At 72.6% G+C, this 26,019-nt stretch carries 26 protein-coding genes, 1 other RNA gene and 1 pseudogene; 19 read left to right on the top strand and 9 right to left on the bottom strand.

Annotated elements, in window-relative coordinates; translation table 11 throughout:
• The first annotated feature begins 52 nt into the window (after nucleotides 1-52).
• Genes AC07GB_RS17890 through AC07GB_RS17880 form a run of 3 tightly spaced genes read left to right on the top strand, consistent with a single transcriptional unit; the run spans nucleotide 53 to nucleotide 2,999 of the window.
• Nucleotides 53-925, top strand: coding sequence for a MaoC/PaaZ C-terminal domain-containing protein (locus AC07GB_RS17890; protein ID WP_478846376.1), 873 nt, complete (start codon nucleotides 53-55; stop codon nucleotides 923-925).
• 51 nt (nucleotides 926-976) lie between these two features.
• The gene (locus AC07GB_RS17885) at nucleotides 977-2,053 is read left to right on the top strand and encodes a Zn-dependent alcohol dehydrogenase (protein ID WP_478846374.1); all 1,077 of its coding nucleotides are present in this window, start codon (nucleotides 977-979) and stop codon (nucleotides 2,051-2,053) included.
• A gap of 10 nt (nucleotides 2,054-2,063) precedes the next feature.
• Nucleotides 2,064-2,999: a 3-oxoacyl-ACP reductase gene (locus AC07GB_RS17880; protein ID WP_478846372.1), complete on the top strand. Its 936-nt coding sequence runs from the start codon at nucleotides 2,064-2,066 to the stop codon at nucleotides 2,997-2,999.
• 88 nt (nucleotides 3,000-3,087) lie between these two features.
• Here AC07GB_RS17880 and AC07GB_RS17875 read toward each other — a convergent pair whose 3' ends face one another.
• Both AC07GB_RS17875 and AC07GB_RS17870 read right to left on the bottom strand, forming a co-directional pair.
• Nucleotides 3,088-3,240 carry a hypothetical protein gene (locus AC07GB_RS17875; RefSeq protein WP_478846371.1) on the bottom strand — a complete coding sequence of 51 codons (153 nt, stop codon included), beginning with the start codon at nucleotides 3,238-3,240 and terminating at the stop codon, nucleotides 3,088-3,090.
• A gap of 44 nt (nucleotides 3,241-3,284) precedes the next feature.
• On the bottom strand, nucleotides 3,285-4,532 hold the full coding sequence (locus AC07GB_RS17870) for a hypothetical protein (RefSeq protein ID WP_478846369.1): 1,248 nt from the start codon (nucleotides 4,530-4,532) through the stop codon (nucleotides 3,285-3,287).
• Nucleotides 4,533-4,748: 216 nt separating this feature from the next.
• Between AC07GB_RS17870 and AC07GB_RS17865 the strand changes: the two genes are divergently transcribed.
• From AC07GB_RS17865 to AC07GB_RS17850, 4 genes are all read left to right on the top strand, one after another.
• The gene (locus tag AC07GB_RS17865; RefSeq protein WP_478846367.1) at nucleotides 4,749-5,792 is read left to right on the top strand and encodes an ABC transporter substrate-binding protein; all 1,044 of its coding nucleotides are present in this window, start codon (nucleotides 4,749-4,751) and stop codon (nucleotides 5,790-5,792) included.
• A gap of 116 nt (nucleotides 5,793-5,908) precedes the next feature.
• Nucleotides 5,909-6,787 carry a Nif3-like dinuclear metal center hexameric protein gene (locus AC07GB_RS17860; RefSeq protein WP_478846365.1) on the top strand — a complete coding sequence of 293 codons (879 nt, stop codon included), beginning with the start codon at nucleotides 5,909-5,911 and terminating at the stop codon, nucleotides 6,785-6,787.
• Complete coding sequence (locus AC07GB_RS17855; protein ID WP_478846502.1) at nucleotides 6,784-7,527, top strand: zinc ribbon domain-containing protein; 744 nt, start codon at nucleotides 6,784-6,786, stop codon at nucleotides 7,525-7,527. Before AC07GB_RS17860 ends, AC07GB_RS17855 begins: the two co-directional genes overlap by 4 nt.
• Before the next feature lie 9 nt (nucleotides 7,528-7,536).
• Entirely contained in the window at nucleotides 7,537-8,883 is a 1,347-nt protein-coding gene (locus AC07GB_RS17850) for a bifunctional RNase H/acid phosphatase (RefSeq protein ID WP_478846363.1), read from the top strand.
• Between the two features lie 95 nt (nucleotides 8,884-8,978).
• Here AC07GB_RS17850 and eda read toward each other — a convergent pair whose 3' ends face one another.
• On the bottom strand, nucleotides 8,979-9,626 hold the full coding sequence (gene eda, locus AC07GB_RS17845; protein ID WP_478846361.1) for a bifunctional 4-hydroxy-2-oxoglutarate aldolase/2-dehydro-3-deoxy-phosphogluconate aldolase: 648 nt from the start codon (nucleotides 9,624-9,626) through the stop codon (nucleotides 8,979-8,981).
• Nucleotides 9,627-9,695: 69 nt separating this feature from the next.
• Nucleotides 9,696-10,496 carry a peroxide stress protein YaaA gene (gene yaaA, locus AC07GB_RS17840; RefSeq protein ID WP_478846359.1) on the bottom strand — a complete coding sequence of 267 codons (801 nt, stop codon included), beginning with the start codon at nucleotides 10,494-10,496 and terminating at the stop codon, nucleotides 9,696-9,698.
• 161 nt (nucleotides 10,497-10,657) lie between these two features.
• On the opposite strand from yaaA, the gene AC07GB_RS17835 reads away from it, so the two are divergent.
• Nucleotides 10,658-12,106: an RNB domain-containing ribonuclease gene (locus AC07GB_RS17835; protein ID WP_478846357.1), complete on the top strand. Its 1,449-nt coding sequence runs from the start codon at nucleotides 10,658-10,660 to the stop codon at nucleotides 12,104-12,106.
• On the opposite strand, the gene AC07GB_RS17830 is transcribed toward AC07GB_RS17835, so the two are convergent.
• On the bottom strand, nucleotides 12,093-12,752 hold the full coding sequence (locus tag AC07GB_RS17830; RefSeq protein WP_478846355.1) for a hypothetical protein: 660 nt from the start codon (nucleotides 12,750-12,752) through the stop codon (nucleotides 12,093-12,095). The two genes, AC07GB_RS17835 and AC07GB_RS17830, sit on opposite strands and share 14 nt — an antisense overlap.
• A complete protein-coding gene (locus AC07GB_RS17825; protein WP_478846353.1) occupies nucleotides 12,752-13,561 on the bottom strand; it encodes a MerR family transcriptional regulator in 810 nt (269 codons plus the stop codon). The genes AC07GB_RS17830 and AC07GB_RS17825 overlap by 1 nt, the downstream gene beginning before the upstream one ends.
• Before the next feature lie 359 nt (nucleotides 13,562-13,920).
• Between AC07GB_RS17825 and AC07GB_RS17820 the strand changes: the two genes are divergently transcribed.
• From AC07GB_RS17820 to rnpB, 3 genes and pseudogenes are all read left to right on the top strand, one after another.
• Nucleotides 13,921-14,811 (top strand): AraC family transcriptional regulator, encoded by an 891-nt coding sequence (locus AC07GB_RS17820; RefSeq protein WP_478846351.1) that lies wholly within the window; start codon nucleotides 13,921-13,923, stop codon nucleotides 14,809-14,811.
• A 79-nt stretch (nucleotides 14,812-14,890) separates the two neighbouring features.
• Nucleotides 14,891-15,673, top strand: a pseudogene (locus tag AC07GB_RS17815) (DMT family transporter); the annotation flags it as partial.
• 118 nt (nucleotides 15,674-15,791) lie between these two features.
• Nucleotides 15,792-16,205, top strand: an RNA gene (rnpB, locus tag AC07GB_RS17810) — RNase P RNA component class A.
• 353 nt (nucleotides 16,206-16,558) lie between these two features.
• On the opposite strand, the gene AC07GB_RS17805 is transcribed toward rnpB, so the two are convergent.
• A complete protein-coding gene (locus AC07GB_RS17805; RefSeq protein ID WP_478846349.1) occupies nucleotides 16,559-17,914 on the bottom strand; it encodes a hypothetical protein in 1,356 nt (451 codons plus the stop codon).
• Between the two features lie 147 nt (nucleotides 17,915-18,061).
• Between AC07GB_RS17805 and AC07GB_RS17800 the strand changes: the two genes are divergently transcribed.
• The 6 genes from AC07GB_RS17800 (at nucleotide 18,062) to AC07GB_RS17775 (ending at nucleotide 21,171) form a co-directional block, all read left to right on the top strand.
• Nucleotides 18,062-18,241 (top strand): hypothetical protein, encoded by a 180-nt coding sequence (locus tag AC07GB_RS17800; protein ID WP_478846347.1) that lies wholly within the window; start codon nucleotides 18,062-18,064, stop codon nucleotides 18,239-18,241.
• Nucleotides 18,238-18,441, top strand: a complete 204-nt coding sequence (locus tag AC07GB_RS17795; RefSeq protein ID WP_478846345.1) for a hypothetical protein — start codon at nucleotides 18,238-18,240, stop codon at nucleotides 18,439-18,441. The genes AC07GB_RS17800 and AC07GB_RS17795 overlap by 4 nt, the downstream gene beginning before the upstream one ends.
• Complete coding sequence (locus AC07GB_RS17790; protein ID WP_478846343.1) at nucleotides 18,438-18,566, top strand: hypothetical protein; 129 nt, start codon at nucleotides 18,438-18,440, stop codon at nucleotides 18,564-18,566. The genes AC07GB_RS17795 and AC07GB_RS17790 overlap by 4 nt, the downstream gene beginning before the upstream one ends.
• Nucleotides 18,567-18,732: 166 nt before the next feature.
• Nucleotides 18,733-19,110, top strand: a complete 378-nt coding sequence (locus tag AC07GB_RS17785) for an NUDIX domain-containing protein (protein ID WP_478846500.1) — start codon at nucleotides 18,733-18,735, stop codon at nucleotides 19,108-19,110.
• A gap of 402 nt (nucleotides 19,111-19,512) precedes the next feature.
• Entirely contained in the window at nucleotides 19,513-20,352 is an 840-nt protein-coding gene (locus AC07GB_RS17780; RefSeq protein WP_478846341.1) for a radical SAM/SPASM domain-containing protein, read from the top strand.
• An 18-nt stretch (nucleotides 20,353-20,370) separates the two neighbouring features.
• On the top strand, nucleotides 20,371-21,171 hold the full coding sequence (locus tag AC07GB_RS17775) for a protein kinase (protein WP_478846339.1): 801 nt from the start codon (nucleotides 20,371-20,373) through the stop codon (nucleotides 21,169-21,171).
• 193 nt (nucleotides 21,172-21,364) lie between these two features.
• Here the strand turns inward: AC07GB_RS17775 and AC07GB_RS17770 are convergent, their stop codons facing one another.
• Complete coding sequence (locus AC07GB_RS17770) at nucleotides 21,365-22,249, bottom strand: glycosyltransferase family 2 protein (RefSeq protein ID WP_478846337.1); 885 nt, start codon at nucleotides 22,247-22,249, stop codon at nucleotides 21,365-21,367.
• 386 nt (nucleotides 22,250-22,635) lie between these two features.
• Between AC07GB_RS17770 and AC07GB_RS17765 the strand changes: the two genes are divergently transcribed.
• On the top strand, nucleotides 22,636-23,109 hold the full coding sequence (locus tag AC07GB_RS17765; protein WP_478846335.1) for a hypothetical protein: 474 nt from the start codon (nucleotides 22,636-22,638) through the stop codon (nucleotides 23,107-23,109).
• A 190-nt stretch (nucleotides 23,110-23,299) separates the two neighbouring features.
• A complete protein-coding gene (locus tag AC07GB_RS17760; protein ID WP_478846333.1) occupies nucleotides 23,300-24,232 on the top strand; it encodes a phosphotransferase family protein in 933 nt (310 codons plus the stop codon).
• 31 nt (nucleotides 24,233-24,263) lie between these two features.
• Here AC07GB_RS17760 and AC07GB_RS17755 read toward each other — a convergent pair whose 3' ends face one another.
• On the bottom strand, nucleotides 24,264-25,895 hold the full coding sequence (locus tag AC07GB_RS17755) for an alkaline phosphatase D family protein (protein WP_478846331.1): 1,632 nt from the start codon (nucleotides 25,893-25,895) through the stop codon (nucleotides 24,264-24,266).
• Nucleotides 25,896-26,019 lie beyond the last annotated feature (124 nt).

The following is a 26,019-nucleotide window of genomic DNA, read 5'->3' as shown; positions in this document are numbered from 1 at the left end:
ACGGTGCGGACGGCCGCGCCGAGGTCTCACGACCACCAAGGAGCCGCCACCCATGCCCATCGACGCCGCCAAGGCCCTCGCCGCCGAGCCCCGCAGCGCCGGGATCAGCTGGGGCCACAAGGACGTGCAGCTCTACCACCTCGGCATCGGCGCCGCCGCCAACCCCGACAAGGAGCACCCCGCCACCGACCCCGACGAGCTGCGCTACACGCTGGAGTCCCGGCTGCACGTGCTGCCCAGCTTCGCCACCGTCGCGGGCGCGGGCATGGGCGTCATGAGCGGCCTGTCCGCCCCCGGCATCGACGTGGAGCTGGCCGCCCTCCTGCACGGCGGCCAGGCCATCGAGCTGCACCGCCCCATCCCCGTGAGCGGCACGGCCACCCTGACCTCCAGGGTCGCGGCCGTCCACGACAAGGGGAAGGCCGCCGTGATCGTGCTGCGCGCCGAGGCGGCCGACGACGACGGGCCGCTGTGGGCGAGCGAGTCCCAGCTCTTCGTCCGCGGCGAGGGCGGCTTCGGCGGCGAGCGCGGCCCGTCCGCGCGGCTCGACGTGCCCGACCGGCCCTTCGACCGGACCGTCGAGCGCCCCGTCCGGGAGGATCAGGCGCTGCTCTACCGGCTGTCCGGGGACTGGAACCCGATGCACGCCGACCCCGGGTTCGCCGCCCTCGGCGGCTTCGACCGGCCGATCCTGCACGGCCTGTGCTCGTACGGGATGACGCTCAAGGCCGTCGTGGACACCGTGCTCGGCGGCGACGTGGCGCGGGTGCGCGCCTACCGCGCCCGCTTCACCGGGGTCGTCTTCCCCGGCGAGACCCTGCGCATCGGCATGTGGGAGTCGGCGGGCCGGGTGCAGGCGGTCGTCACCGCCCTGGAGCGGGGCGGGGCGCCGGTGCTCGCCGACACCCTCGTGGAGCACGACTGACGTACGTACCACCGGTGCACGTACCCCAGAGGTGAGAGGAGCCCCACCCTCATGCGCGCAGCCGTACTGCACGAGACAGGCCAGGACAAGCTCGACGTGCTCGACGACGTCGAGGCGGTGGGCTTCGGCCCGGGGAAGGCGCGCGTCCGCGTCCGGGCCACGGGCCTGTGCCACTCCGACGTGTCCGCGATGAACGGCGTCCTGCCGCAGCCCGCGCCGTTCGTCCCCGGGCACGAGGGCGCGGGCGAGGTCCTCGACGTCGGCGACGGCGTCACGCACGTCAAGGCGGGCGACCGGGTCGTGGTGTGCTGGCTCCCCGCCTGCGGGCAGTGCCCGGCCTGCAAGCGCGGCCAGACCGAGCTGTGCCTGGCCGGGTTCATGAACGCGGGCACGCCCAACTTCAAGCGGCCCCAGGGCGACGTCTTCGGCTTCGCGGGCACCGGCACGTTCACCGAGGAGGTCGTGGTCGACGCGGCCTGCGCGGTGCCGATCCCGGACGACGTGCCGTACGACATCGCGGCGCTCATCGGCTGCGGCGTCACCACCGGGCTCGGCGCGGCCCTCAACACCGCCGACGTGGCGGCCGGTTCGTCCGTCGCCGTCATCGGCTGCGGCGGCGTCGGCGTCTCGGTGATCCAGGGCGCGCGGCTCAAGGGCGCGGCCCACATCGTGGCCGTCGACCCCGTGGCGGCCCGGCGCGAGGGGGCGCTGCGGTTCGGCGCGAGCGAGGCGGTGGCGCCCGACGCCCTCGGCGACGCCAAACAGCGGGCGACGGCGGGCGAGGGCTTCGACTACGTCTTCGAGGTCGTCGGCAAGTCCGCCACGGCCCGCGCGGCGTACGAGGCGACCCGGCGCGGCGGCACCCTGTGCGTGGTCGGCGCTGGCGCCATGGACGACCAGGTCCAGTTCAACATGTTCGAGCTGTTCTTCGACGAGAAGCGCATCCTGCCGTCCCTGTACGGGGGCGGGGACGTGCTGCGGTCGTACGAGCGGGCCATCGCGCTGTGGCGCGCCGGACGCGTCGACCTCGCGGGCATGATCACGCACCGGGTGCGGCTCGCCGAGGTCAACGAGGCCCTGGAGCAGATGCGGTCGGGCGCCGCCCTGCGGACCTGCGTCGAGATCTGAGGGAGTCGCCGTGCTGCAACCGCTTGAGGGCCTGTCGGCCGTCGTCACCGGGGCGGGCCGCGGGCTCGGCAGGGCCGAGGCCCTCGAACTCGCCCGGCTCGGGGCGGGTGTCGTCGTCAACGACTACGGTCAGCCGGGCCGCGACGGCACCGGCGAGGCGTCCGCCGGGCCCGCGGAGGACGTCGCCGCCGAGATCCGCGAAGCGGGCGGCAAGGCCGTCGCCCACTGTGGGGACGTCGCCGACCACGACCGGGCCCGCGCCCTGGTGGACCTGGCCGTCGAGACCTACGGCAAGCTCGACATCCTGGTCAACAACGCGGGCATCCTGCGGGACCGGATGGTCTTCTCGATGTCCGAGGACGAGTGGGACTCGGTCGTCCGCGTGCACCTCAAGGGCCACTTCAACACGGTCCGGTTCGCGTCCGCGCACTGGCGCGAGCGCGCGAAGGCCGCGGGCGGCCCGGTCTACGGCCGGATCGTGAACACCTCGTCGGAAGCCTTCCTCGCCGGCTCCGCCGGGCAGCCCAACTACGCCGCAGCCAAGGGCGGCATCGTCGGCCTGACCACGTCCACGGCGCTCGCCCTCGCCAAGTACGGCGTGACCGCCAACGCCATCTGCCCCCGGGCGCGTACGCGGATGACCTCCGACGTGTTCGCCGGCTTCGCCGAGCCGGCCGACGGCGAGCTGGACCCGCTGGCGCCCGAGCACGTGGCCCCGCTGGTCGGCTACCTCGCCTCACCCGCGGCCGGACACGTCAACGGCCAGCTCCTGGTCGTGCACGGCGGCATCGTGGCCGTGATGGAACGCCCCAAGGTGGCCGCCACGTTTCGCGCGACCGCCGGGGCGTTCAGCACCACCGAGCTGGCCGATTCCCTGACCCCGTACTTCGCGGGCCGCCCCCAGGGCGAGACCTTCGCCGCGACGGAGGTCCTGTCCCTGAAGTGAACAGCCCCTCCGGCGTTTGAGGAGCGGGGGTCTGGGGGCGGAGCCCCCAGGAAGCGGGAAGGGGCGGGTCTGGGGCGTCCCGCGAGGGCTAGGCCTCGGTGGCCTGGCGGCGGTGGCGGCCGCTCGGGGCTGCCTCCTCGTCATGCGCGGCCCCGGGCCCCCGGTGGCGGCCGTGGCCCTCCTCGTCGCCCGCGGCGTGCCGTGGATCGGCCATGGTGTCCGTCGTCGTGTCGGTCGTCATGAAACTCACCCCGTAGTAAAGATCGTTCGTACCGGCGGGCGAGTCTAACCGCCCGTCGCGCGCCCCCCGAGAGGTGCCTGTTGCAGGGGCACGGGCCGGGCGGCCCGGGGGGCGGTGGCCTGGGGCGATGTCTCGGCGGGGCGCGCGGCCGGGGCTCTGGGGAGTTCGAGCCGGGCCACCCCGCACGGCACCGCGCCACTCGCGTACGGCAGGCGCAGCACGCCCTCCGGGGTCCAGTGGCCGACGCCGGGCAACCAGCCGTCGGGCGGGGTGAGTTGGTGGACCTTCCGGTCGCCGGGCCGCCAGGCGCAGAGCGCGGGCGGCCGGGGGTCGTCACCGGCGGCGGACGCGTGGGCGTCGAGGCGCAGGGCGACCGCGCAGGCCTCCGGGGTGAGGACCTGGCCGGGCTGGATCGCGAACGGCGTAGCCCGGAGCCCGGGCAGGCGCAGGCACTCGGGGAAGCGCACCGGGTGCGTACTGCCCAACACGCCCCAGCCGAGGCGGGGTTCGCCCGGCGCGTCCGAGCGGATCAGCAGCAGCCCGCTGGCGGCGTCGGCGAGCAGCAGCCGGTCGTCGCTGTCGGCCGCGATCTGGAGCAGCGGCGTCACCTCGCCGCCGCGCTCCAGGTCCACGGCCACCGTCTTGGCCGGTCCTTCGAGCTGCCGGTCGAGGGCCAGCATGCGGTTGGTGCGGTCGAGCCAGACGCCGCCGGTGCAGCGGCCGGGGACCTCGGCGAGGTGCTCGGGCCCGAAGGAGCCGCCCGCGACCAGCCACACCGCCGTGGAGCGCGCGCCCGCCGCGAGGGCGTACGCGTACGTGCCGTCCGGGGCGGGCGGCAGCAGCGTCAGCTCCGCGTCCTCGCACTCCACGCCGCCGAGCGCGACCTCGCCGGTGCCGGGCCCTGTGGGGTACAGGAGCGCGAAGACGTGGCGGCCCGCCGCGCGCCGGTGCACCAGGACGCGGCCGTCGGCCATCGGGAGCACCGCGGTGCCGGGCTCCTCGGGCTGGTGGCCGGGCAGCGGCACGGCGTACGGCTCGGGGGAGTCGAGCGTCCAGCGCTCGGGGTACCAGGAGCCGCCGGTGTGCGTGAGCCGGGCGGCGTAGGCGCCGTCGGCGGTGAGGGCGGCGGGCGGTGCGGCCGGGGACGGCAGTGCCGCGCCGGGCCCTGGCACGAGGACCGTCCCGCCGCCCGGCACCGCGACGCGCCGCGCCGAGGCCGGCGAGGCGGCCGGCGGCCCGGCCGGGCCGGTGGGCGGCGAAGGCGGCGATGGCTCGGCCACAGGCGCTGTCATGGGGGTCACCTCCGCCCGCGACGCTAGTTTTCGCACGTTCTGGCGTGGCATCCGAGGCCGGTCGCTTCACGCGTACGTGTGGTGATGTCCCGAATCGCCTGAGAAGCCGGGGGCGAGTGTGCTGGAAGAGGGGCGGTTATGGTTAGGCAAGCCTAAGTCGCATGCGGGTCCGTCCCCTCGGGTCCCGTGCGCCCCGCACGTCCTCCTGGAGCACCGATGTCCGTACGACGCCGCCGACCCGCCCGCGGCACCGCCGCCGTCGCCCTCGCCGTGGCCGGGGCGCTCGCCCTCGCGGCCTGCGGCTCCGGCGACGACGACGCGGGCAAACGCGACAGCGGCACCGGCAGCAAGGCCGTCGCCCAGGGCGGCGAGGACTTCGCCAAGGCCGCGGAGCGGACCGCGCGGATGGGCACCACGGCCAAGCCCGGCCAGTTCCCGCGCACGCTCACGCACGCCATGGGCAAGACGGAGCTGAAGCAGCGGCCGCGGCGGGTCGTGGTCCTGGACGTCGGCGAGCTGGACAACGTGGTGTCCCTCGGCGTCAAGCCCGTCGGCTACGCCCCCACCGAGGGCGACGCCGGCGTCCCCGGCTATCTGAAGAAGCGGGCGGGCAGCCCCAAGGACGTCGGCACGATCAACGCCCTCAACCTGGAGGCGATCGCGAACCTCAAGCCCGACCTGATCCTCGGCAGCGAGCTGCGCGCCGCCAAGCTCTACCCGCAGCTCTCCAGGATCGCCCCCACCGTGTTCTCCGTGCGCCCCGGCTTCACCTGGAAGGAGAACTACCTCCTCAACGCCGCCGCGCTCGACAGGTCCGCCGAGGCGAAGGCGGCGCTCGGCGCGTACGAGAAGAAGGCGAAGGCGCTCGGCGAGGCGATCGGCCCGAAGAAGCCCACCGTCACCATGCTCCGGTACATGCCGGACCGCGTCCGCCTGTACGCGAAGGCGTCGTTCATCGGCACCATCCTCCAGGACGCCGGCCTGCCCCGGCCCAAGAACCAGCAGGTCGACGACCTCGCCACGGAGATCAGCCCGGAGAAGATCGACGAGTCGGACGCCGACTGGATCTTCACCGGCGTCTACGGCGACCCGAAGAAGACCGGCCGCTCCGCCGCCGAGGGCAACCCGCTGTGGAAGAAGCTCGACGCCGTGAAGGCGGGCCGCGCGCGGAACGTCCCGGACGAGACCTGGTACCTCGGCCTCGGCGTGACCGCCGCCGACCGGGTCCTGGACGATCTGAAGACCCACCTGGTCAAGTAACCCCTATGGCGAAGATCACAGCAGCCGTCGATTGAGGAACCCGGACGGCGACCAGCCACTTCCGCGAGAGCGGCGCCGGTTCAGCCGCGGAGAGGTGTGCAGGTAGCCTTTTGTGCGTGCCCCGTCTGTCTGAAGTCATCGCCGCCCTCGACGCCCTGTGGCCCGCGGAGCGGGCCGAGCAGTGGGACGCGGTCGGCACGGTCTGCGGCGACCCGGACCAGGAGGTCGCGCGCGTCCTGTTCGCCGTCGACCCCGTCCAGGAGATCGTCGACGAGGCCGTCCGGCTCGGCGCCGGCCTGCTGGTCACCCACCACCCGCTCTATCTGCGCGGTACGACGACGGTGGCCGCCTCGACGTTCAAGGGCCGGGTCGTCCACGACCTGATCAAGAACGACATCGCGCTGCACGTCGCCCACACCAACGCCGACACCGCGGACCCGGGCGTCTCCGACGCCCTCGCGGGCGCCCTCGGCCTGCGCGTCCTGCGCCCGCTGGTGCCGGACCCGGCCGACGAGCACGGGCGGCGCGGGCTCGGCCGGATCTGCGAGCCGGAGCATCCGCTGACCCTCGCCGAGTTCGCCGAGCAGGCCGCGAAGCGGCTGCCCGCCACCGCCCAGGGCGTCCGCGTCGCGGGCGACCCGGACCAGCCGATCCGCACCGTCGCCGTCAGCGGCGGCTCCGGCGACAGCCTCTTCGGCGCCGTGCGCGCCGCGGGCGTCGACGCCTTCCTCACCGCCGACCTGCGCCACCACCCGGTGTCGGAGGCCCGCGCCGAGGCACCGCTCGCGCTGCTCGACGCCGCGCACTGGGCCACCGAGTGGCCCTGGTGCGAGCTGGCGGCCGCCCAGCTCGACGAGATCTCCGACCGGCACGGCTGGGGCCTTCGCGTCCACGTGTCGAAGACGGTCACCGACCCCTGGACCGCCCACGCGGCGTCGTCCCCCGCAGGGAGCGCCTCGCGCGCCCCTTCTGATTCCTTTGGAGCCCCCAACTGAACGCCGCGCCCGCCGACCAGATCCGTCTCCTCGACGTCCAGGCCCTGGACGTCCGCCTCGCGCAGCTCGCGCACAAGCGCAGGTCGCTGCCCGAGCACGCCGAGCTGGAGTCGCTGACGAAGGACTTCACGCAGCTGCGCGACCTGCTCGTGGCCGCGCAGACCGAGGACAGCGACTGCGCCCGCGAGCAGACCAAGGCCGAGCAGGACGTGGACCAGGTGCGCCAGCGCGCCGCCCGCGACCAGCAGCGCCTGGACTCCGGCGCGGTCACCTCACCCAAGGACCTGGAGAACCTCCAGAAGGAGATCGCCTCCCTCGCCAAGCGCCAGGGCGACCTGGAGGACGTCGTCCTCGAGGTCATGGAGCGCCGCGAGTCCGCGCAGGAGCGCGTCGCCGAGCTGACCGAGCGGGTCTCCTCCGTGCAGGCGAAGCTCGACGACGCCACGGGCCGCAGGGACGCCGCGCAGGGCGAGCTGGACCGCGAGGCCGCGTCGGTCACCAAGGACCGCGAGATCGTGGCCGGGGCCGTCCCCGCCGATCTGCTCGCGCTGTACGACCGGCTGCGCGAGAAGCAGGGCGGCATCGGCGCGGCCAAGCTCCACCAGCGGCGCTGCGAGGGCTGCCGCCTGGAGCTGGACATCACCGAGGTGAACGAGATCAAGGCGGCCGCGCCCGACAAGGTCGTGCGCTGCGAGAACTGCAGCCGCATCCTGGTGCGCACCGCCGAGTCCGGCCTGTAAGGGGCGGGCGTGGCGCAGGAGTTCATCGTCGAGGCCGACGGCGGCTCCCGGGGCAACCCGGGGCCCGCGGGGTACGGCGCGGTCGTCATCGACGCCGTCACCGGCGAGACGCTGGCGGAGACCGCCGCGTACGTCGGCGTCGCCACGAACAACGTGGCGGAGTACAAGGGCCTGGTCGCAGGCCTGAAGGCGGCCCGCGACCTGGACCCCGACGCGACGGTCCGCGTCCGCATGGACTCCAAGCTGGTCGTCGAGCAGATGTCGGGCCGCTGGAAGATCAAGCACCCCGACATGAAGCCCCTGGCCGCCGAGGCGGCCGCGGTCCTTCCCGGCGCGCAGGTCACGTACCAGTGGATCCCGCGTGAGAAGAACAAGCACGCGGACCGCCTGGCGAACGAGGCGATGGACGCGGGCAAGCGCGGCGAGCAGTGGTCGCCGTCGGCGTCGACCGCGGACCTGCGCGCCGCGTCCCGCGCCGCCGCGGAGCCCGCGGGTCCGCCCGGCGACGCCGCCGCGGGCGCGGCCAGGGCCCGGGCGGCCCTCGCCGGGGCGACGGGCCGGGCCACCGGCGGGGCGAGCGCGAGCACGGGTGCCGCCGTCGCCGACGTACCCGCCGCGCACGCGGGTGCCGCCGTCGCCGATGTACGCGCCGCGCACTCGGTGGCCACGGGCGACCCCGTCACCGTCGCGGAGACCACGGCCCCGCCCGTCGCCTTGCCCGCGTCCGCCGATCTCGGCGCCCCCGCGACCTTCGTCCTGCTGCGCCACGGCGCGACCGCCCTCACGCCCGAGAAGCGCTTCTCCGGCAGCGGCGGGAGCGACCCGTCCCTGTCCGACGCCGGGCGTGAGCAGGCCGTGCGCGTCGCCGCCGCGCTCGCCGCGCGCGGCACCGTACAGGCCGTCGTCTCCTCCCCGCTGCTGCGCTGCCAGGAGACCGCCCGTACCGTCGCCGCCCGGCTCGGCCTCGACGTCGAGCTGGAACCGGGCCTGCGCGAGACGGACTTCGGCGCCTGGGAGGGCCTCACCTTCGCCGAGGCGCGCGAGCGCTACCCCGACGAGCTGACGGCGTGGCTCGCCTCGCCGAACGTCGCGCCGCCCGGCGGCGAGTCCTTCGCCGAGGTCACCAGCCGGGTCTCGGCGGCCCGCGACAAGCTCCAGGCCGCGTACGCGGGCCGCACCGTGCTGCTCGTCACGCACGTCACGCCCATCAAGACGCTCGTCCGGCTCGCACTCGGCGCACCGCCCGAATCGTTGTTCCGCATGGAGCTGTCAGCGGCCTCGCTGTCCGCCGTGGCGTACTACGCCGACGGCAACGCCAGCGTGCGGCTCCTGAACGACACGGGGCACCTGCGGTGAGCGTGCGCCGTCCAAGCGCCTAGCCCCGGGTCGCCGCACCCTGTCGTCGGGCGGGTGCGGGTCCGTCGTGGCTGGTCGCGCAGTTCCCCGCGCCCCTACGGGGCGCTCTCGTCATGGAGCGCCGCGGCCTCGCGGGCCAAGGACTCGACCCGGCCCCAGTCCCCGGCCGCGACGGCGTCGGCGGGCAGCATCCAACTGCCGCCCACGCACCCGACGTTCGCGAGCTTCAGATACAACGGCGCCGAAGCCGCGGAGATGCCGCCCGTCGGGCAGAAGCGGGCCTGCGGGAGCGGGCCCGCGAGCGACTTCAGATAGGCGGTGCCCCCGGCCGCCTCGGCGGGGAAGAACTTCATCTCGCGCACGCCGCGTTCGAGCAGCGCCACGACCTCCGAGGTCGTCGAGACACCCGGCAGGAACGGGACGCCCGCCCCCTTCATCGCCTCCAGGAGCGTGTCCGTCCACCCGGGGCTGACCAGGAACCGGGCGCCCGCGTCCACCGAGGCCTTCACGTGGTCCGGCGAGATGACCGTGCCCGCGCCCACCACGGCCTCCGGGACCTCGGCCGCGATGGCCCGCAGGGCGTCGAGGGCCACCGGCGTCCGCAGCGTGACCTCGATGGCGGGCAGGCCCCCCGCGACGAGCGCCCGCGCCAGCGGCACGGCGGCGTCGACGGAGTCCACCACCACTACGGGGATGACGGGGGCGAGGTCCAGCACGGAGGCCTGGTCGGCGGGGGTGTCCATGGGGGCATCGTGCCTCGCCGCCACCACCCTCCGCAAAGCCCGTTGCACTCCCTGCAACAAGCGAGGGCCTCAGTGGATGTCCCGCACCACCACGTCGAGCGACCACGCGGCGGCCGGCTTCGCGGGCGCCTGCGCCTCCACCGCGTAGCCGAGGTCGCGGAGCGCCTCCACCAGCTCCGCGGGGGACGCGGGCGCGGCCCCCGCGGTCAGGAGCGAGCGCACCACGCGGCCCTTGGTGGCCTTGTTGAAGTGGGAGACGACGGAGCGCTTCTCCACGCCGTCCACCACGCGCGCGTGCAGCACCCGTACCGTCGCGGTCCGCCCCGCGACCTCGCCCTTCGGCTTCCACGCGGCCGCGTACGCCGCCGACCGCAGGTCGAGGACGAGGCCGTCCCCCGCGGCCTCGGGCAGCACGGTCGCCATCGGGCCGCGCCAGTGCCCGGCGAGCGCGCCGATGCCCGGCAGCTTCACGCCCATCGAGCAGCGGTACGAGGGGATGCGGTCGGCGACGGAGACCGCGCCCCACAGGCCGGAGAAGACGAGCAGGGAGCGCGCGGCGCGCCGCTTCGCCGCGGCGTCGAGCGTGGCCAGGCCGAGCGCGTCGTACAGGACGCCGGTGTAGATCTCACCGGCGGGCCGGGCCCCCGCCGTGCGCAGCTCGGCGTTCTTGGCGACCTCGCCGCGCAGGCCCTCGCTGAGGCCGAGGACATCGCGCGCCTTCTCCTCGTCGGCGGCGCACAGCTCCACCAGCTCGTCCAGGACGGCGGCCCGGGCCTCGGCGAGGCCCGGGAGGGACAGGGACTCGGGCTTGAGCGGCGCCCCGCGCCCGGAGGCGGCCTTACCCTCGGACGGCGGCAGCAGGACGAGCAAGGTCTTCTCCTTCGGCGGTACGGGACGGGGCTCGGCCCCAGCGAAAGCGTACGGGGTGGCGCGCTGAGCGTGGGCTCCCCAGGGGCGCGGCCAGCCACGACGGGACCCGCAGCCGAAGGCACTCGGATGCCACCCGCGAGGACCGGGCCTACGCTCGGGGTATGCCCCGGCGCCATCTCCGCGTGACCGGCGCAGCCGAGGCCCCGCTGCGGGCGGCGCTGCGGGACCTGCGCACGCGGCTGGACGTACCCGAGGAATTCCCGGCGGAGGCCCTCGCGGAGGCGGAGCGCGCCGCCGCGGCCCCGCGCCTTCCCGGCGAGGACGCCACGGGCATCCCCTTCTTCACGGTCGACCCGCCGACGTCCGTCGACCTCGACCAGGCGATGCACCTGTCGCGCAGGCCGGGCGGCGGCTACCGGGTGCGGTACGCGATCGCCGACGTGGCCGCGTACGTCACCCCGCAGGGCCCGCTCGACACCGAGGCCCACCGGCGCGTCACCACCCTGTACTTCCCGGACGAGAAGGTGCCGCTGCACCCGACCGCCCTCAGCGAGGGCGCGGCCAGCCTGCTGCCGGACCAGACCTGCCCGGCGCTGGTGTGGACCGTCGACCTGGACGCGGAGGGCCGCACCGAGCGCGCCGACGTGCGCCGCGCCCTGGTCCGCAGCCGCGCCAAACTCGACTACGAGGGCGTGCAGCGCGCCGTCGACGCGGGCACCGCCGAGGAGCCGCTCGCGCTGCTCGCGGACATCGGCCGCCTGCGCGAGCGCCTGGAGGCCGAGCGCGGCGGCATCTCCCTCAACGTCCCCGAGCAGGAGATCGTCGAGGCCCCGGGCGGCGGCTCGTACGCGCTCGCCTACCGCGCGCCCCTGCCCGCCGACGGCTGGAACGCCCAGATCTCCCTGCTCACGGGCATGGCCGCCGCACAACTCATGATCGACTCCGGTACGGGCGTCCTGCGGACGCTGCCGACCGCCCCGGACGGCGCGGTCGGCCGCCTGCGCAGGACCGCGAAGGCCCTGGGCGTCGACTGGCCGCACCACGTCCCGTACGCGGCGCTCGTCCGCTCCCTGGACCCGCGCCTGCCCCGCCACGCCGCGTTCCTCCAGGAGTGCACCACGCTGCTGCGCGGCGCCGGGTACACCGCGTTCAGCGGCGGCGAGGTCCCCGAGCTGACGACGCACGCCGCGGTGGCCGCGCCGTACGCGCACTGCACGGCGCCGCTGCGCCGCCTCGTCGACCGGTACGCGGCCGAGCTGTGCCTGGCCGCGTGCGCGGACGCCGCCCCGCCGGAGTGGGTGCTGGCGGCACTGCCCGGCCTGCCCCAGGAGATGGCGGAGGGCACGCGGCGCGGCAACGCGGTGGAGCGCGCGTGCGTCGACCTCGTCGAGGCGGCCCTGCTCGAGGACCGCGTCGGCGAGGTCTTCGACGCGGTGGTCGTGGACGTGAAGGAGGCGGAACCGGCCGTCGGCACCGTCCAGCTGACCGAGCCCGCCGTCGTCGCCCGCGTCGAGTCCGGCACGGCCCGGCTGCCCCTGGGCGAACGGCTCCGCGTCCGCCTCGCCCGGGCGGACCCCGCCGAGGCGAAGGTCCTCTTCACTCCCGCGTGACCAGGTCGTGGGCGCGCGGCCCCTCCACCGCGAGCCCTGCGGCCCTCGCCTCCCGCGGGCGCCGGAGCGCGTCGACGAGACCCTGCGGATCGTCGGCGTGCACCCGCACCACGCGCGCGTACGCCACCCGCCCCAGCGGGCGGACGAACGCGACGGGCTCGGTGAGTTCGACGGTCACCGTCGTCTGGTTGCCCACGGAGACGTCCACCGTGCCGTCGTCGCCGACCCGGAGCGCGCGCCCCTCGGGGTAGCGGCGCTCCACGCGGGCGCCGCGGATGAGCGCGGCCGGGATCCGCAGGTCGACGAGCTGTCCGTAGCGCACCCGCAACGAGCCGTCCGGGCCCGCCACATGGGGCCGCGTCACGCACGCGGCGTGCAGGGCGATCAGCTGCACCACGGTGTACGCGTCGACGCACAGCAGCGCGGCGTGGGCGAGCGGCCACGGCACGACGACGGCGAGCGCGACCGTCTCGACCACCGCGAGGAAGGCGAAGGCGAGGAGCGTGGAGGTCTGCGGCCCGGTGTACGCCGCCGCGCGGTCGCGGGCGCCGACCCCGTGCCGCCGCCGCGCCACCCACAGGCCGAGGCTCTGGAACCCCCGCAGCTCGTGCGCGACCAGCCGCCGCGCCACCCTTGCCGGCGCCATCACAGCGACCACTCCGTCGTGCCCGTGAGCAGTTCCACCATGTGCCGTACGGCCGCCGCCTGGGCGGGCGCGAAGTCGTCGAGGAACGCGTCCCCGAAGGCGGTGCCGAGGCGGCCCCGGTCCTTCGGCCCTTCGGGCTCCTCGCGGTCCTCGCCCCCGTGCACGAGGACCGCGAGGATGCCGTCGGGGACGAGACCGGCCAGCTCCTTGCCGAGCGGCACGACCCGGGGGTCGTCGACGGGCGCGTCGGCCAGCTCGTCCAGGCGTGCGTACACCTCCCGCAGGCGGGCGGTGAGGACGGGGTCGTCGGCGACCTCGCGCAGCGTCCGGTAAAGGCGCTCTCGCAGGCCCGGCTCGGCGATGGCGTCGAAGAGGGCCAGGTGTTCGAGGTCCTTCGCGGCGGTCGCCGACTCCACCGGCCACAGCCGCGTGAACAGCTCGGCGAGCCCCGGCGAGACCGGCCCGTCGCCGGGCAGCAGCCCCTCGCGCGACATCCGCAGCAGCTCGGCGAGCCGGGCCCGCCGCTCCCGGACGGCCGTCTCCTGGCGGGCCAGGTCCTCGTGCAGCTCCGCGAGGACCTCGGTCAGTTCGCGCCCGGCGTCGTCCGCGAGCACGTCCCGCACCTCGTCGAGGCCGAGGCCCAGCTCGGTGAGGCGCTTGATCCGCGCCAGCACGATGGCCTCGCGCAGGCCGTACGAGCGGTAGCCGTTGGGCAGGCGCACCGGCTCGGGCAGCAGTCCGAGGTGGTGGTAGTGCCTGATGGCGCGCGTCGTCAGGCCGACGGCCGCCGCGATCTCTCCGATCCGCATGTCCTCAGTAGAAACGTTGACGCTGCGGCAAGGTCAAGCCTCCGTCTCGCCCCGGCTTCGTGCCCGCCCTGAATGCGCCCGCCCGCACCGCCTCGCGCGTCGCGCTCCGCGTCGGCTGGTTCGCCGGAGCCCCCTTCTTCGGCCTGAGCAGGGCGCCCCGCGGTCGGCTTCGCGCCCGCGTCTCGTACGATCGCGCCTTCGGCTGCGGACGGCGTACGAGGGGAGCGCCCCGTAAGGGGCGCGGGGAACTGCGCGACCAGCCACGACGCACGCGCAGGCATACGACGACACAGCGCGGCACAGGTACGGATACGGGCACGGGTACGGGCACGGGTACGGGTACGAGGGGGCGACGGGGGATGGGCGGCACAGAAAGCACGGGCGGCGCGAGCCTTCGCGGACAGAGCGAACGCGGCGCGGGCGAGCGCGCGATCTGGACCCGGGCCCCCTTGGGGGGCGGAGCCACGCTCGACCTGCTCACCGCCCGCTTCGACCGGCACCGCTACGCCCCCCACTCCCACGAGGAGTTCACCGTCGGCGTCTGTGTGGCGGGCAGCGAGATCATCGACTACCGGGGCGGCCGCCTCGACATCGGCCCCGGCGCCGTGGTCGTCCTCGCCCCCGGCGAGCCCCACACCGGCCGCCCCGCCCTGGGCGACGGCTACGCGTACCGAGCGATGTACCCGGCCCCGCACCTCCTGGCCGAAGCGACCAGGGACCTGCCGCACTTCAGGGAGGCGGTCGTGGACGACAGCCAGCTGGCGGCGGCCCTGTACGCGGCGCACACCCAGCTGAGCGCGGGCGGGGGCACCGACCCCCTCACCACGTTCGCCGCCGAGGCCCGGATCGCCTGGCTGCTCAGCACGCTGGCCCGCCGCCACGGCAGCGCGCGCCCCGCCCCCGGCACTGTCCCGGGCGCGGCCTCCATAGCCCTCGCGGTCCGCGACCGCCTGGCGGACGACCTCAGCACCCCGCCCACGCTCACCCAGCTCGCCGCCGAGACGGGCCTGTCCCGCTACCAGTTGCTGCGAGCCTTCCGTACGACGATGGGGATGCCGCCCTACGCCTGGCTGGCCCAGCACCGCGTCGCCCGGGCCCGCGCGCTCCTGGAGGCGGGACGCAGGCCGGCGGAGGCCGCGGCCCAGGTGGGCTTCGCCGACCAGGCCCATCTGACGCGCTGGTTCCGGCGGGTGCTAGGGGTGACGCCGGCGGCGTACCGCAGGAGCGTGCGCGGGGTGGCCACGCCCTGAGCCCGGCGCGCGCCCCCCGGGGCCCGGGCCTGCAACAACGTTCAAGACGCCCCCCGCCCGCCGTCCGCACACTGCGGGCATGACGGCACGAGGCTGGTTTCTCTTCTCGCTCATGGGTGTCCTGTGGGGCATCCCGTACCTGATGATCAAAGTGGCGGTCGACAGTGATCTGACACCGTCCATGGTGGTGTTCACGCGCTGTGCGCTCGGCGCCGCGCTGCTGCTGCCCTTCGCGATACGCCAGGGCGGTCTGCCCCGCGTACTGAAAGCCCACTGGCGCCCGATGCTGGCCTTCGCCGCCGTGGAGATCCTCGGCCCCTGGTGGACCCTGACCGACGCCGAACGGCATCTGTCCAGCTCCACGGCGGGCCTGCTCATCGCCGCCGTGCCGATCATCGGCGCGGCCCTCGCCCGCTTCTTCGGCGACACCGAACGCCTCGGCGGCCGCCGCCTGACGGGCCTCGGCCTGGGCTTCGCGGGGGTCGCCGTCCTGACCGTGCCGCGGCTGACGGGCGGCGACGCGTGGTCCCTCACCGAGGTCCTGATCACCGCGCTGGGCTACGCCACGGCCCCGCTGATCGTGGCACGCCACCTCCGGCAGGTGCCCACGCTCCAGCTGATCGCCCCCTGCCTGGCGCTCGCGGCGGTGGTGTACGCGCCCGCGGCGGCGGCGACCTGGCCGAGCGAGGTCCCCGACACCAGGACGCTCGCCGCCCTGGCGGGCCTCGGCGTCATCTGCACGGCCCTGGCCTTCGTGGTCTTCCTGGAACTCATCCACGAGGCGGGCCCGACCAGGGCCGTCGTCTTCACCTACGTCAACCCGGCGGTGGCGGCGGTCGCGGGCGTCGCCTTCCTCTCCGAACACCTCACCCCCTCCTTCTGGGCCGCCTTCACCCTGATCCTGGCGGGCTCGTTCCTGGCCACGGCCGCCTCGGCGCCGGGGGGCGGGCCACGGCGGGTACCATGGTCGACACGGCAGACGAGCCGGGCGGACGGCCGCGTGGAGGTCCTTGCGGACCTCTCCGAGGAACGTCCGGGCTCCACAGGGCAAGGTGGTGGCTAACGGCCACCCGGGGTGACCCGCGGGACAGTGCCACAGAAAACAGACCGCCGAGGACTCCGGTCCTCGGTAAGGGTGAAACGGTGGTGTAAGAGACCACCAGCGCCTGAGGTGACTCAGGCGGCTAGGTAAACCCCACCTGGAGCAAGGTCAAAAGGAAACGCCGCTTTGTGAAAAGGGGCGGTTCTGCGCGGACGACCGAGGGCTGCCCGCCCGAGTCCGCGGGTAGACCGCACGAGGCCGGCGGCAACGCCGGCCCTAGATGGATGGCCGTCTCCCCGGCCGCCGCGAGGCGCCCGGGCGACAGAACCCGGCGTACAGCCCGACTCGTCTGCCACTCAGGCTCTCTGACCTGGTATTTCCCTGGTCAGGGAGCCTTTCCGATGTCAGCGCCACCTGCGAGGCCCACGCACTCGTTGCGACTGCTCAGGCCTGGTCCTGTATGTCGTGTGGCGATCGTGTGGCGGCGTCCAGGGGGCAGTTTTCGCGTCGCGAGACGAGATCTCGAGCCTCGCGCACTTCGACCGGAACGTGATCGAGTCCCTGAGCCGGGCAGGGCTGCCAGACGCCGTGCGGCTGCTCGATAACCCTCGATGGGCCGAATGACGCGGGCGGCCACACGAGTGCGACGCTGCCTGAGGGCTGAGAGCCCCGCCCCTGTCGGAAGGGGCGAGGCTCGGGCAGCAGTTAGCCTTTCAGCGCCGCCACTTCGGCGATTCGAGTGGACAGCGCCTTGACTGATCGCGCGCGTCGATGGGGGTTGAGGCGAAGTTGCATGGTCTCGAAGTGCTCGTCCCCTCGTGCGGAGGAGATGTGTTCGTAGTCGTTGAGGAACCGCCTCCACGACTCGCATGCCGCGTCCAGATGTCCATGCTGCAACTGGCGCTGGGCGAGAACGGCATTGAAGTGCACCCGACCTTGACGCTCGTTCTTGGGCTGCACCTTCAGAGCCTGCTGGAGTGCCCCAATTGAGCCGGGGAGATCATTCCCTTCGTACAGCACGTGGGACACGTGGAAGGCGTACGCGGACTGGTCGTAGCCCCCGATCGACTCCCGGCGGTTGTCCGCACGCATCAGGGACGTTTCGGTCTCCGCCAAGAGGCGACGGGCGCGCCTGTGGTCACCGACCATCGAAGCGGCATGGGCCTGCTGTCCGGTGAGGAATGCTCGGAGCCTCGGACCAGCCTTCGGTGCGGCCTCTGCCGCTGAATCAGCGAGTCGCACGGCGCGGGCTCCGTACCCAAGGTTGGTTGCCTGAAGGCTCATTCCTCGCAGAGTCCGGCAGTAGGTCACGTGATCGTCTGCGTAACCGGCGAGTTCCAGCGCCCGGGTGTAATAGTCCTGCGCAGTGTGGTGGTCCCGCTCGTACATCGCCATCCACCCGGTGAGGTAAGTCAGGTCGGAGGCTGCCGCGAACATGTCCTTTCTGACAGTCTCGGAAGCCTCGGCCTGTAACCATGGCCCCACCGTGTTGACCAGAAACGCGCCAGCCATGGGACGAGCGTGCGCCCCTCCAAGCTCGTCGAGAATATCCGCGATCTTGTCCGTCATCCTGCGAACCGACTCGACTTGGGCCGGACCGATCCGAACTGTTGCCTTGCCAAGCTTCACTGGGGCGACTTGTGCGGCATGCGCCACGTCGGCGAACAGTGGCACCGCCAAGGCTGCGGAGAAAAGCCCGCTTGCGGCAATGAGACCACGTCGCGTGGGGTCCATATCGGCCCTCCCTAGATCGACGAGTTGTTCCACAGTGTCGATTCCTTGCGGAGCTTGGTCGGACGGCGGAATCGGAAGTCCTGCCTCCGCATGCGTCACGGGGCGCTGCAACTTCCGAGAGAACGCCTCAACGATCACTCTCCTGACCGGGGCGTTCGGCACCGTACCGCGAACCCAGTGAGAGGCGGCCGATTGGTCGTAGCGGAGAGCCAAACCGGCTTCAGCGCCGAGTCGGTTCACGATGATCGCGAACTGCGAGCGGCTCCATTTCGCCTGATGGAGCAGTCCTTCCAGGCCCACGTTCGGCTTACCTGTACGCCTCGTCATGCCTCAACTCCCGCCAGACAGTGCGGCGTTCATGGCTTTCATACATCCGCTCCGCTTCCACGGTACCGCTGAGCGTGGCCGTGCGGTTGCGTAGAGGTAAGGGGAGATCGCGAGGGAACGCGGTCGATCATCAGATGGAGTGACGCCATGGCCGATGAGCAACGCAGTACCGCCCTGGAGCGGATGGGTGAGATCGAAGAGATGGCGGCGCTCATACAGGCGGGCGGCTTCTGGGGGCAGGCGCCGGACTGGCTTCCTCTCGTGTTCGACCCATCAACGCCGCAGGTCCTGCGGGCCGTCGAGGGCGGTCTCGGGAGGCTGCTGTGAACCCGGACCGAGGGCAGATGGTCTACGACTCGGCGAAGAGGTCGGTGGGGAAGGTCGTGGATGCCGAAGGGACGTTCGTCCGGATCCGTTCCCGTGACGGCGTTTCCTGGGACGCCGAGCGACGGAACCTGAGCCCCGCCGTCTCTGTGAACGACCTTGCCACAGCCGTTCGAGTCGATCTCACGAGGTTCGACCTGTGAAGGTCGCCGAGGCTCGGGTCGGCGGCTCTGGCGGCTGCGGAGTCACGGGGGTCGTCATCGCCGGAGTGTGCTTCGTCGTCCGCGCCGTACTGCTCATGGTGATCGCCTTCGGCCGCTCCGTGTGACTCGGCTTCGAAACCACGAAAATGGAGCAATCGTGCACCGCGACCTGAACTCTGGTGACCAGCCCCCGAGGCGACTCGGATGCGAAGCCCTCATTCGCAATGCAGAGGGTGACGTACTGATGGTCAAGCCGAAGTACAAGCACGCTGACGAACGTATCGGTGGCAACTGCCTGGCGGGACCGCGCACAAGGGCGAACCCATCGCAGACGCTGCGGTGCGCGAGGTGCGGGAAGAGACCGGTCTGACACTGTCGATCACGCATTTCCTCTGTGTGGACCAGGTGCCCGAAGGCGAGGACGGCAGCAGCGCCGAGGGCATCAACTTCGTCTGTGACGGCGGACAGTTGTCGGCTGAGGTAGCTGCGGGCATCGCCCTGCCGGACACGGCTCGAAACGAGCTGGCAGGCCTCGCCTGGATTCCTATGAGCCGGCTGGACAACTTCGCCCTGGGCTACCAGGTGCGGCGCATCCATAACGCTGTGAAAGCCCACGCGTGGGCGAAGAGGATGCCCTTTTACGTATTCGGCGAAGCCGCCGGGGCGTAGCCACAATGCCCGGCCGCTTGCGCCGGACAGTATGGCCCCGCTCACGTGACATGCTCCTTCCTCCACCCTGCTGCGAGCCCAGCACGGTGAGCGGGCCCTATCCGTCATTCCGCCTGAGGCGGGGATATGACAGCAGTCAGTGCGACATACCAATCCCCGAGGGGAGGGTGAGCGCATGGGGACGCTGACGCCCACCGCGGGGAGAACTCAGGGGCCGAACCGCGAGGCACGGGAGCAGGACCGGCGCCTGTGCGCTGAGGCGGCTCCTGGCTCGGTTCGCGGAGCCTCCGCGAACCGAGCCTGAACCGACAGGCACGCCTTCAATCAAAGGAGAGTGAGCATGTCTGCATCGATCACGGAACGCGTGTTACCGGTGAAGCCCCGAAGCAGGTATGGCTCGACGTGACACGGAAGTGCCAACTCAATTGCGTGCACTGCTACAACTCGTCAGGACCGTACGGCGAACACGGCACGATGTCCCGGGCCGACTGGTTCAGTGTTCTGGAGCAGTCGGCGAAAGTCGGCGTCGGCCACGTCACGCTGATCGGTGGAGAGCCGACCATGTACCCCCACGCGATCGAGGTCGCGGAACACGCGCTGACCCTCGAGATGCGGGTGGAGGTCTACACCAACTTGGTGCACGTCCCGGACTCCTGGTGGGCGGTGCTCCAGGAAGAAGGCATGTCCCTCGCTACCTCGTACTACTCGAACAAGCCCGAGCGGCACAACCAGGTAACGCGTCGTCCAAGCCACGCCAGGACTCGCGACAACATCGTCAAGGCCCTCGGTCTGGGCATCCCGATCCGTGTCGGGATCGTCGGGAACAAGAAGAGGCACATCCAGGCAGCGGAGCGCGACCTGCGGGAGATGGGCGTGAAGACGATCGGCACCGATCGCGTCCGCGAGTTCGGGCGGGCGTGCGGCGGTCAGGAGCCGGACGCGTCGAACCTGTGCGGCAAGTGCGGTGACGGCAGGGCCTCGATCGGCCCCGACGGCGAGGTGGCGCCGTGCGTGTTCTCTACCTGGATGCGTGTCGGCAACGTCCGAGACGCTTCGCTGGCCTCTATCCTGGGTGGTCCCGCTTTGGCTAGGGCGGTGGCCTTGATCGAAGGCGCAGTGAGAGGGAAGGACAAAGCGTGCCGTCCTGACTGCGTCCCGCAGAACCCGTGCGATCCCCGGTGCGAGCCGAATGCCGTGTGCCGCCCGGGTACCCCACCCAGTGAGTGCAAGCCCAGGAACTGACGTACGAGGAGAACCGGCATGGACGGCCTCCCTGATGCGCACTTCGAGGAACTGATTCACCCGCACACGGGAGCAGTCAGTTACATCCAGGCTCCGGCCCGTGGGTTCAGTTCGGACTTCGCCGCAGTTCTGGAAGGCGAGAAAGGCCGGTTCTTCGTCAAGGCCATGTTCAACCTTCCCGGAGGGCGGAAGGAATCCCTTCTCCGGGAGCGGGCGATCAACTCGTACGTACAGCCTCTGTCTCCTTCATTGGTGTGGAGCGCTGGCGGAGACGAGGACGGATGGATCATCCTCGGGTTCGAAGCCGTCGAGGGCAGGCCATCGCGTTTCGAACCGGGATCGTCAGACCTGCATGCAGTTGTCGAGGCGCTGAACCAGATCGCAGAACTGGAACTTCCTGAAGTCGCGAAGGACTGGGCGGAAGACCGGTGGGACGACTTCACCAGTAGTGACTCTGAGACTGCTCTGCTGCGGGGCAACACGCTGATCCACTCGGATATCAACCCCAGCAACATCATGATCGGACCCGACCGGGTGTGGATTGTCGACTGGTCGTGGCCGTCGTGTGGATCGGGCTTCATCGATCCTGCCTTGCTGGTGATTCAGCTGATCACCGCTGGGCATCTGCCAGCCGACGCGGAATCTTGGGCTGCCCGATGCCCTGCCTGGGAGGCCGCAGACCCGAAGGCGATCGACGCCTTCGCCAGAGCCACTTGGCGTATGTACCGACAACGAGGCCTGGCCTCTCAGGCCGACTGGCTCCGAACGATGGAGGAAGCGGCTCGTTCCTGGCTCAGGTACCGGCTCGACACGAGGTGAAGGAGTTCAGCCCAGGTACGTGCGGCACGCCTGAGAGATGGCCTTGGTCTGACGGACGGGGCTTGGCTGCATGTCCGGTGTGCGACGGGCGGAGGTCACCTGGCGGGAGCTGTGGTGCGGCAGGGCGGGCCTGTGGCTTCACTGGAACGGTCCGCAGGGGGTGGACGGCCGCCGAGGCCGGTGGCGGTGAGGCTCAGATGACTGGCGGGCGGCCCAGCTTCGTCATCAGCCATACCGTGCGCCAGGTCATGGGGCGCCGCTCCCCGCACGACGTGCGTACGCCCTCGGCGAAGCCGCCCGCCCAGGCGCGCAGGCCGCCCGCGGAGCGGGTGCGGGCGAGGGTGAGGAGGGTCCAGACCGTCAGGTAGACGGGGACGAGGGGCAGGGGCAGGCGGCGGCGGGCGAGCCAGACGCGGTTGCGGGCCGTCATGCGGTAGTAGACGGCGTGCCGGGCGGGGGACGTCTTGGGGTGCTGGAGCAGCAGCGAGGGTTCGTACAGGACCTTCCAGCCGGCGTCGAGGGCGCGCCAGGCGAGGTCGGTCTCCTCGTGCGTGAAGAAGAAGTCCGCGGGCCAGTCGCCGGTCCGCTCCAGCATCTCCATGGAGAAGGCGTGGCCGCCGCCGAGGAAGGACGTGACCAGGCCCCGGCGCATGGGGTCCTTGGCGCGCAGGCGCGGCACGTGGCGGCGCTGGGTCTCGCCGTGCTCGTCGGCGATGCGGAAGCCGACGACGCCGAGGCGCGGGTCCTCGGCGAACAGGCGCTGGATGGTGCGGAACACGTCGGGGTCGACGAGCAGCCCGTCGTCGTCCAGCTCGACCGCCACGTCGACGTCGCCGAACTCGCGGAGGCGGCGCAGGGCCACGTTGCGCCCGCCGGGGCAGCCCAGGTTCTCGTCGAGCGCGATCGTGGTGACCTCGCCGGGGTAGGCGGGGAAGTCCGGCAGCTCGGTGCCGTTGCCCACGATGACGACCCGGGTGGGCGGGACGTCCTGCTTGGCGACGGACTCCAGGAGGGCGTCGACGTCCTTGGGGCGGTTGCCCATGGTCACGATGGCCACACCCAGGCGCGGTTCGGACACGGGGAGCCCTCCAGGTCGAGTCACAGGCGAGTCACAGGGGTCGTGGCGGCGGGTCCGGCCGGGGCCGGGGAGTGGTGCGCCGCGCTGACGGTGTTGACGGTCCTGGCGATGGTAGCCGTTCACCGGTGTGTTCATAGCATGACGGGGCGCGTTCACGATGTTCACTCCGGCGCGTGCGCCAGGTGGCGGAAGGGCGAGCGCCGACGGCTCGGCCGGTTTTGGTCGTGACATGTCAAAAATCAAGGAGGTGTGTCTTGTGACCTCCGGGGGAGCGTGCCTCAATGCCTCCAACCCGGATCGCTGACATACCGTCAGCCGCCACCGTGCGGGAGCGTGTTCGGCGATGCGGCACCCCACACTCCCCCCATGTGAAGGCAGGCCATCCCATGAGGCACGGCAGAATCGCCCTCGCTGCGGCACTCGGCACCGGCGCGCTCGCGCTGAGCGCCCTCGCCCCCGCCACCGCCGCCTCCGCGCCCGCCGTCGACCCGCAGACGGCGACCATCGACTTCGAGTGCGGCTCGTTCGGCGCCGGCGCGGCCACCCTCAAGGCCGCGCAGAACGGCACCAGCGCCACCATCGAGCTGTCCACGTCCGCGATCACCGCCCCGGTCGCCATCGGCGCGGGCGCGGTCAACTCCACCCTCACCCTCACCAAGAACGGCACCGGCACCACCACGTTCACCGGCAACGCCAACCCGGCCATCCCGGCGGGCAGCCCCATATCCAGCGGCCCGCTCAAGGGCACCGTCGCGGCCGGTGACCGCCTCGCGGCCAAGTCGCTCACGATCGTGGTCTTCGGCATCACCGTGACCTGCAACGCGACCTCGGAGCAGAAGCCGGGGCCGTTCGTCTTCTGACCGCCCGGGCCGACCGCCCGGGCCGACCGCCCGGGCCGACCGCCCGGGCCGACCGCCAGGGCCGACCGCCAGGCCTGACCGTCCTGGCTGACCAGCCACCGCGGGGCGCCGCCGCCCGGACGGCGGGCGGCGGCGCCCGCACGCGTAATCCCGTTGCCGCCACCCCCGCGCCCCGCCTACGTTTCCGATCATGCTGCCTCCCGTACGCACCGACGAGGAATGGGACGCGATCGTCCCGGACGAGGCCGTGATGCGGCCCGGCGCGCGGGACCTGTGCGCCCGGCTGGGCGTCGGCGGCGCGCCGCTGGTCCGCTTCGGCGAGGGCTCCCAGCCGGTCTACGCCGTCGGCGACGACCTCGTACTCAAGCTCTTCCCCGCCACGGCGGCCGACGACGGCGTCACCGAGGCCCGCGTCCTCGCCCACGTGCACGGCCGCCTCCCCGTCGCGACCCCTGAGGTCCACGCCTCCGGCGCGTACGAGAACGGCTGGCGCTACGTCCTGATGTCCCGGCTGCCCGGCGAGGGCCTGCACCGCGCCTGGCCGCGCCTGCCCGCGGCCGGCCGGGAGCGGCTCGCCGAGCGGGCCGGGGAGGCGCTCGCCGCGCTGCACGCCCTCGATCACGCGCCGCTCGCGGACGCCCTCGGGCCCGGCGACTGGGACGCGTTCCTGGCCCGGCAGCGGGCGGGCGCCGTCCAGCGGCAGCGCGCGAAGGGGCTTCCCGAGCACTGGCTGGAGCAGATCCCGGACTTCCTCGACGCGGTGGGGCCGCCGGCCGGGGCCCGCCGTGCCCTGCTGCACACCGAGTTCATGCGCGAGCACCTGCTCACCGCGCCCGGGCCCGACGGCCGCCGGGAGCTGACCGGGCTCTTCGACTTCGAGCCCGCGATGATCGGCGACCCGGCGTACGACTTCGTGGCCGTCGGCCTGTTCGTCACGCGCGCCGACCCCCGGCTCCTGGCTCGCCTCATGGCGGCGTACGGCCGCGACTTCGAGCCCCGCCACCTCCTCGCCCTCACGCTGCTGCACGTCTACGGCAACCTGCCCTGGTACCTGCGCGAACTGCCCGCCCCGCCCGAACCGACGCTCGACGCGCTGGCCGAGCACTGGTTCGGGCGCGGCTAGCGGCGGCTCAGCCGGCCGCTTTTCCTGGGGGCTACGCCGGCTTCAGGCCCGGGTCGCCCGCCTCCGTCACGAAGGACGCCGCCGTCGTCAGCGGGGCGCCGGGTGTCGTCACCGCGGACACCGTCTTGAAGTCCGCGCGAGCCTCGTCGCGGCCCAGGGCGACGGTGACGTAGCCGCGCCGCCCGTTGTAGAACTTCAGGTGCGGATTGGCCTTCATGTACGTCTCCCAGTTGGCGGGCCGCTCCGCGCCGTCCTTGCCGCTGGCGATGGACGTCGCGACGATCTCCGTACCGACGACCTTCGACGAGGGCTTGTCGAAGTCGTCGAGGATGTCGAAGGCGTAGCCGACGTGCACGTCACCGGTGAGGACCATGAGGTTCTCGACGCCCGCGGACTTCGCCCCGGCGAGGACCCGCTGCCGGGAGGCCGCGTAGCCGTCCCAGGCGTCCATGCTGACCTTGGCGACGGGGTTCAGGTCGAGCTTGCGCTGGGAGAAGGTGACCTGCTGCGGGACGACGTTCCACAGGGCGCGCGAGCGGCGCCAGCCGTCGATGAGCCAGCGCTCCTGTCCTGCCCCGGTGATCGTCCGCTTGGGGTCGAGCGACTCGGGCCCGGGCACGTGCGCACCGTCCCCGTAGGCCTGGTCGGACCGGTACTGCCGGGTGTCGAGGATGTCGAACTGCGCGAGGCGGCCCCACTGAAGCCTGCGGTAGAGCTGCATGTCGGAGCCGGTGGGCCGCTGCGGGCGGCGCAGCGGCTGGTTCTCCCAGTACGCGCGGTACGCGGAGGCGCGGCGCAGCAGGAACTCCTCGGGCGGGTTGCCGTTCTCGTCGACGTCGTCGGCGTAGTTGTTCTCGACCTCGTGGTCGTCCCAGGTGACGACGAAGGGGTGCGCGGCGTGCGCGGCCCGCAGGTCGGGGTCGGACTTGTAGAGCGCGTACCGGCGGCGGTAGTCGTCCAGGGTCTGCGTCTCGCGGTTGAAGACGGCGGGCAGGACGCGGTCGGTGTACTTGCGGGCGCCGCCCGCGGAGTTCACGGCGTACTCGTAGAGGTAGTCCCCGAGGTGGAAGACGACGTCGACGTCGTCCTGCGCGAGGTGCTTGTACGCGGTGAAGTAGCCGTCGTGGTACGCCTGGCAGGACACGGCGGCCAGGGTGAGGGCGCCGGTGCGGCCGTGCGGGTGCGGCGCGGTGCGGGTGCGGCCGGTGTCGGAGGTCCACTTGCCGGTGCGGAAGCGGTAGTAGTACGCGCGGTCGGCGTCGAGGTGGTCGACCTGGACGTGCACGGAGTGGTTGAACTCGGGGTGCGCGGTCGCCGTGCCGCGTCTGACGCCGCGGCGGAAGCGCGGGTCGCGGGCCAGCTCCCAGTGGACGGTGACGCGCTTCGCGGGCAGGCCGCCGTTCTCCTCGTACGGCCGGGGCGCGAGGCGGGTCCACAGGAGCACGGAGCCGGGCTGCGGGTCGCCGGACGCGACGCCCAGGGTGAACGGGTCGTCGAAGACGCGTGCGGCGTCCAGCTCGGCGGCGCCCGCGACACCCGCCGTGGGCAGGTTGGTCGCGAAGGCGAGCGCGGCGGCCGCGCCCGTGCCGGTCAGGAAGCGGCGGCGGCCCAAGTGGCGTGCCGCTGCGCGGAGTTCGGGTGCGTGGTGACCTGAAGCTGACATGTGCCCCTCCCGGACAATGGCTGTACGGTGCATTGGAGTGCTGAGGGACGACGATGGACTGTCGCGTACACAACAGCCATATGGCGAGCAGATGATGTCCGAGTTGCGGACCCTCCCGTACGCT

Source organism: Streptomyces sp. NPDC045778 (genome assembly GCF_056431945.1).
The sequence above is the reverse complement of the archived record's forward strand: the minus strand, read 5'-3'. Positions and strand labels throughout refer to the sequence as shown.

Bases quoted from the DNA above. Each gene is read 5' to 3' on its own strand.
- AC07GB_RS17890 (WP_478846376.1), top strand. From the start codon at position 53: ATGCCCATCGACGCCGCCAAGGCCCTCGCCGCCGAGCCCCGCAGCGCC.
- AC07GB_RS17885 (WP_478846374.1), top strand. From the start codon at position 977: ATGCGCGCAGCCGTACTGCACGAGACAGGCCAGGACAAGCTCGACGTG.
- AC07GB_RS17875 (WP_478846371.1), bottom strand. From the start codon at position 3,240: ATGACGACCGACACGACGACGGACACCATGGCCGATCCACGGCACGCC.
- AC07GB_RS17870 (WP_478846369.1), bottom strand. From the start codon at position 4,532: ATGACAGCGCCTGTGGCCGAGCCATCGCCGCCTTCGCCGCCCACCGGC.
- AC07GB_RS17865 (WP_478846367.1), top strand. From the start codon at position 4,749: ATGTCCGTACGACGCCGCCGACCCGCCCGCGGCACCGCCGCCGTCGCC.
- eda (WP_478846361.1), bottom strand. From the start codon at position 9,626: ATGGACACCCCCGCCGACCAGGCCTCCGTGCTGGACCTCGCCCCCGTC.
- AC07GB_RS17835 (WP_478846357.1), top strand. From the start codon at position 10,658: ATGCCCCGGCGCCATCTCCGCGTGACCGGCGCAGCCGAGGCCCCGCTG.
- AC07GB_RS17830 (WP_478846355.1), bottom strand. From the start codon at position 12,752: ATGGCGCCGGCAAGGGTGGCGCGGCGGCTGGTCGCGCACGAGCTGCGG.
- AC07GB_RS17825 (WP_478846353.1), bottom strand. From the start codon at position 13,561: ATGCGGATCGGAGAGATCGCGGCGGCCGTCGGCCTGACGACGCGCGCC.
- AC07GB_RS17820 (WP_478846351.1), top strand. From the start codon at position 13,921: ATGGGCGGCACAGAAAGCACGGGCGGCGCGAGCCTTCGCGGACAGAGC.
- AC07GB_RS17805 (WP_478846349.1), bottom strand. From the start codon at position 17,914: ATGACGAGGCGTACAGGTAAGCCGAACGTGGGCCTGGAAGGACTGCTC.
- AC07GB_RS17800 (WP_478846347.1), top strand. From the start codon at position 18,062: ATGGCCGATGAGCAACGCAGTACCGCCCTGGAGCGGATGGGTGAGATC.
- AC07GB_RS17775 (WP_478846339.1), top strand. From the start codon at position 20,371: ATGGACGGCCTCCCTGATGCGCACTTCGAGGAACTGATTCACCCGCAC.
- AC07GB_RS17765 (WP_478846335.1), top strand. From the start codon at position 22,636: ATGAGGCACGGCAGAATCGCCCTCGCTGCGGCACTCGGCACCGGCGCG.
- AC07GB_RS17760 (WP_478846333.1), top strand. From the start codon at position 23,300: ATGCTGCCTCCCGTACGCACCGACGAGGAATGGGACGCGATCGTCCCG.
- AC07GB_RS17755 (WP_478846331.1), bottom strand. From the start codon at position 25,895: ATGTCAGCTTCAGGTCACCACGCACCCGAACTCCGCGCAGCGGCACGC.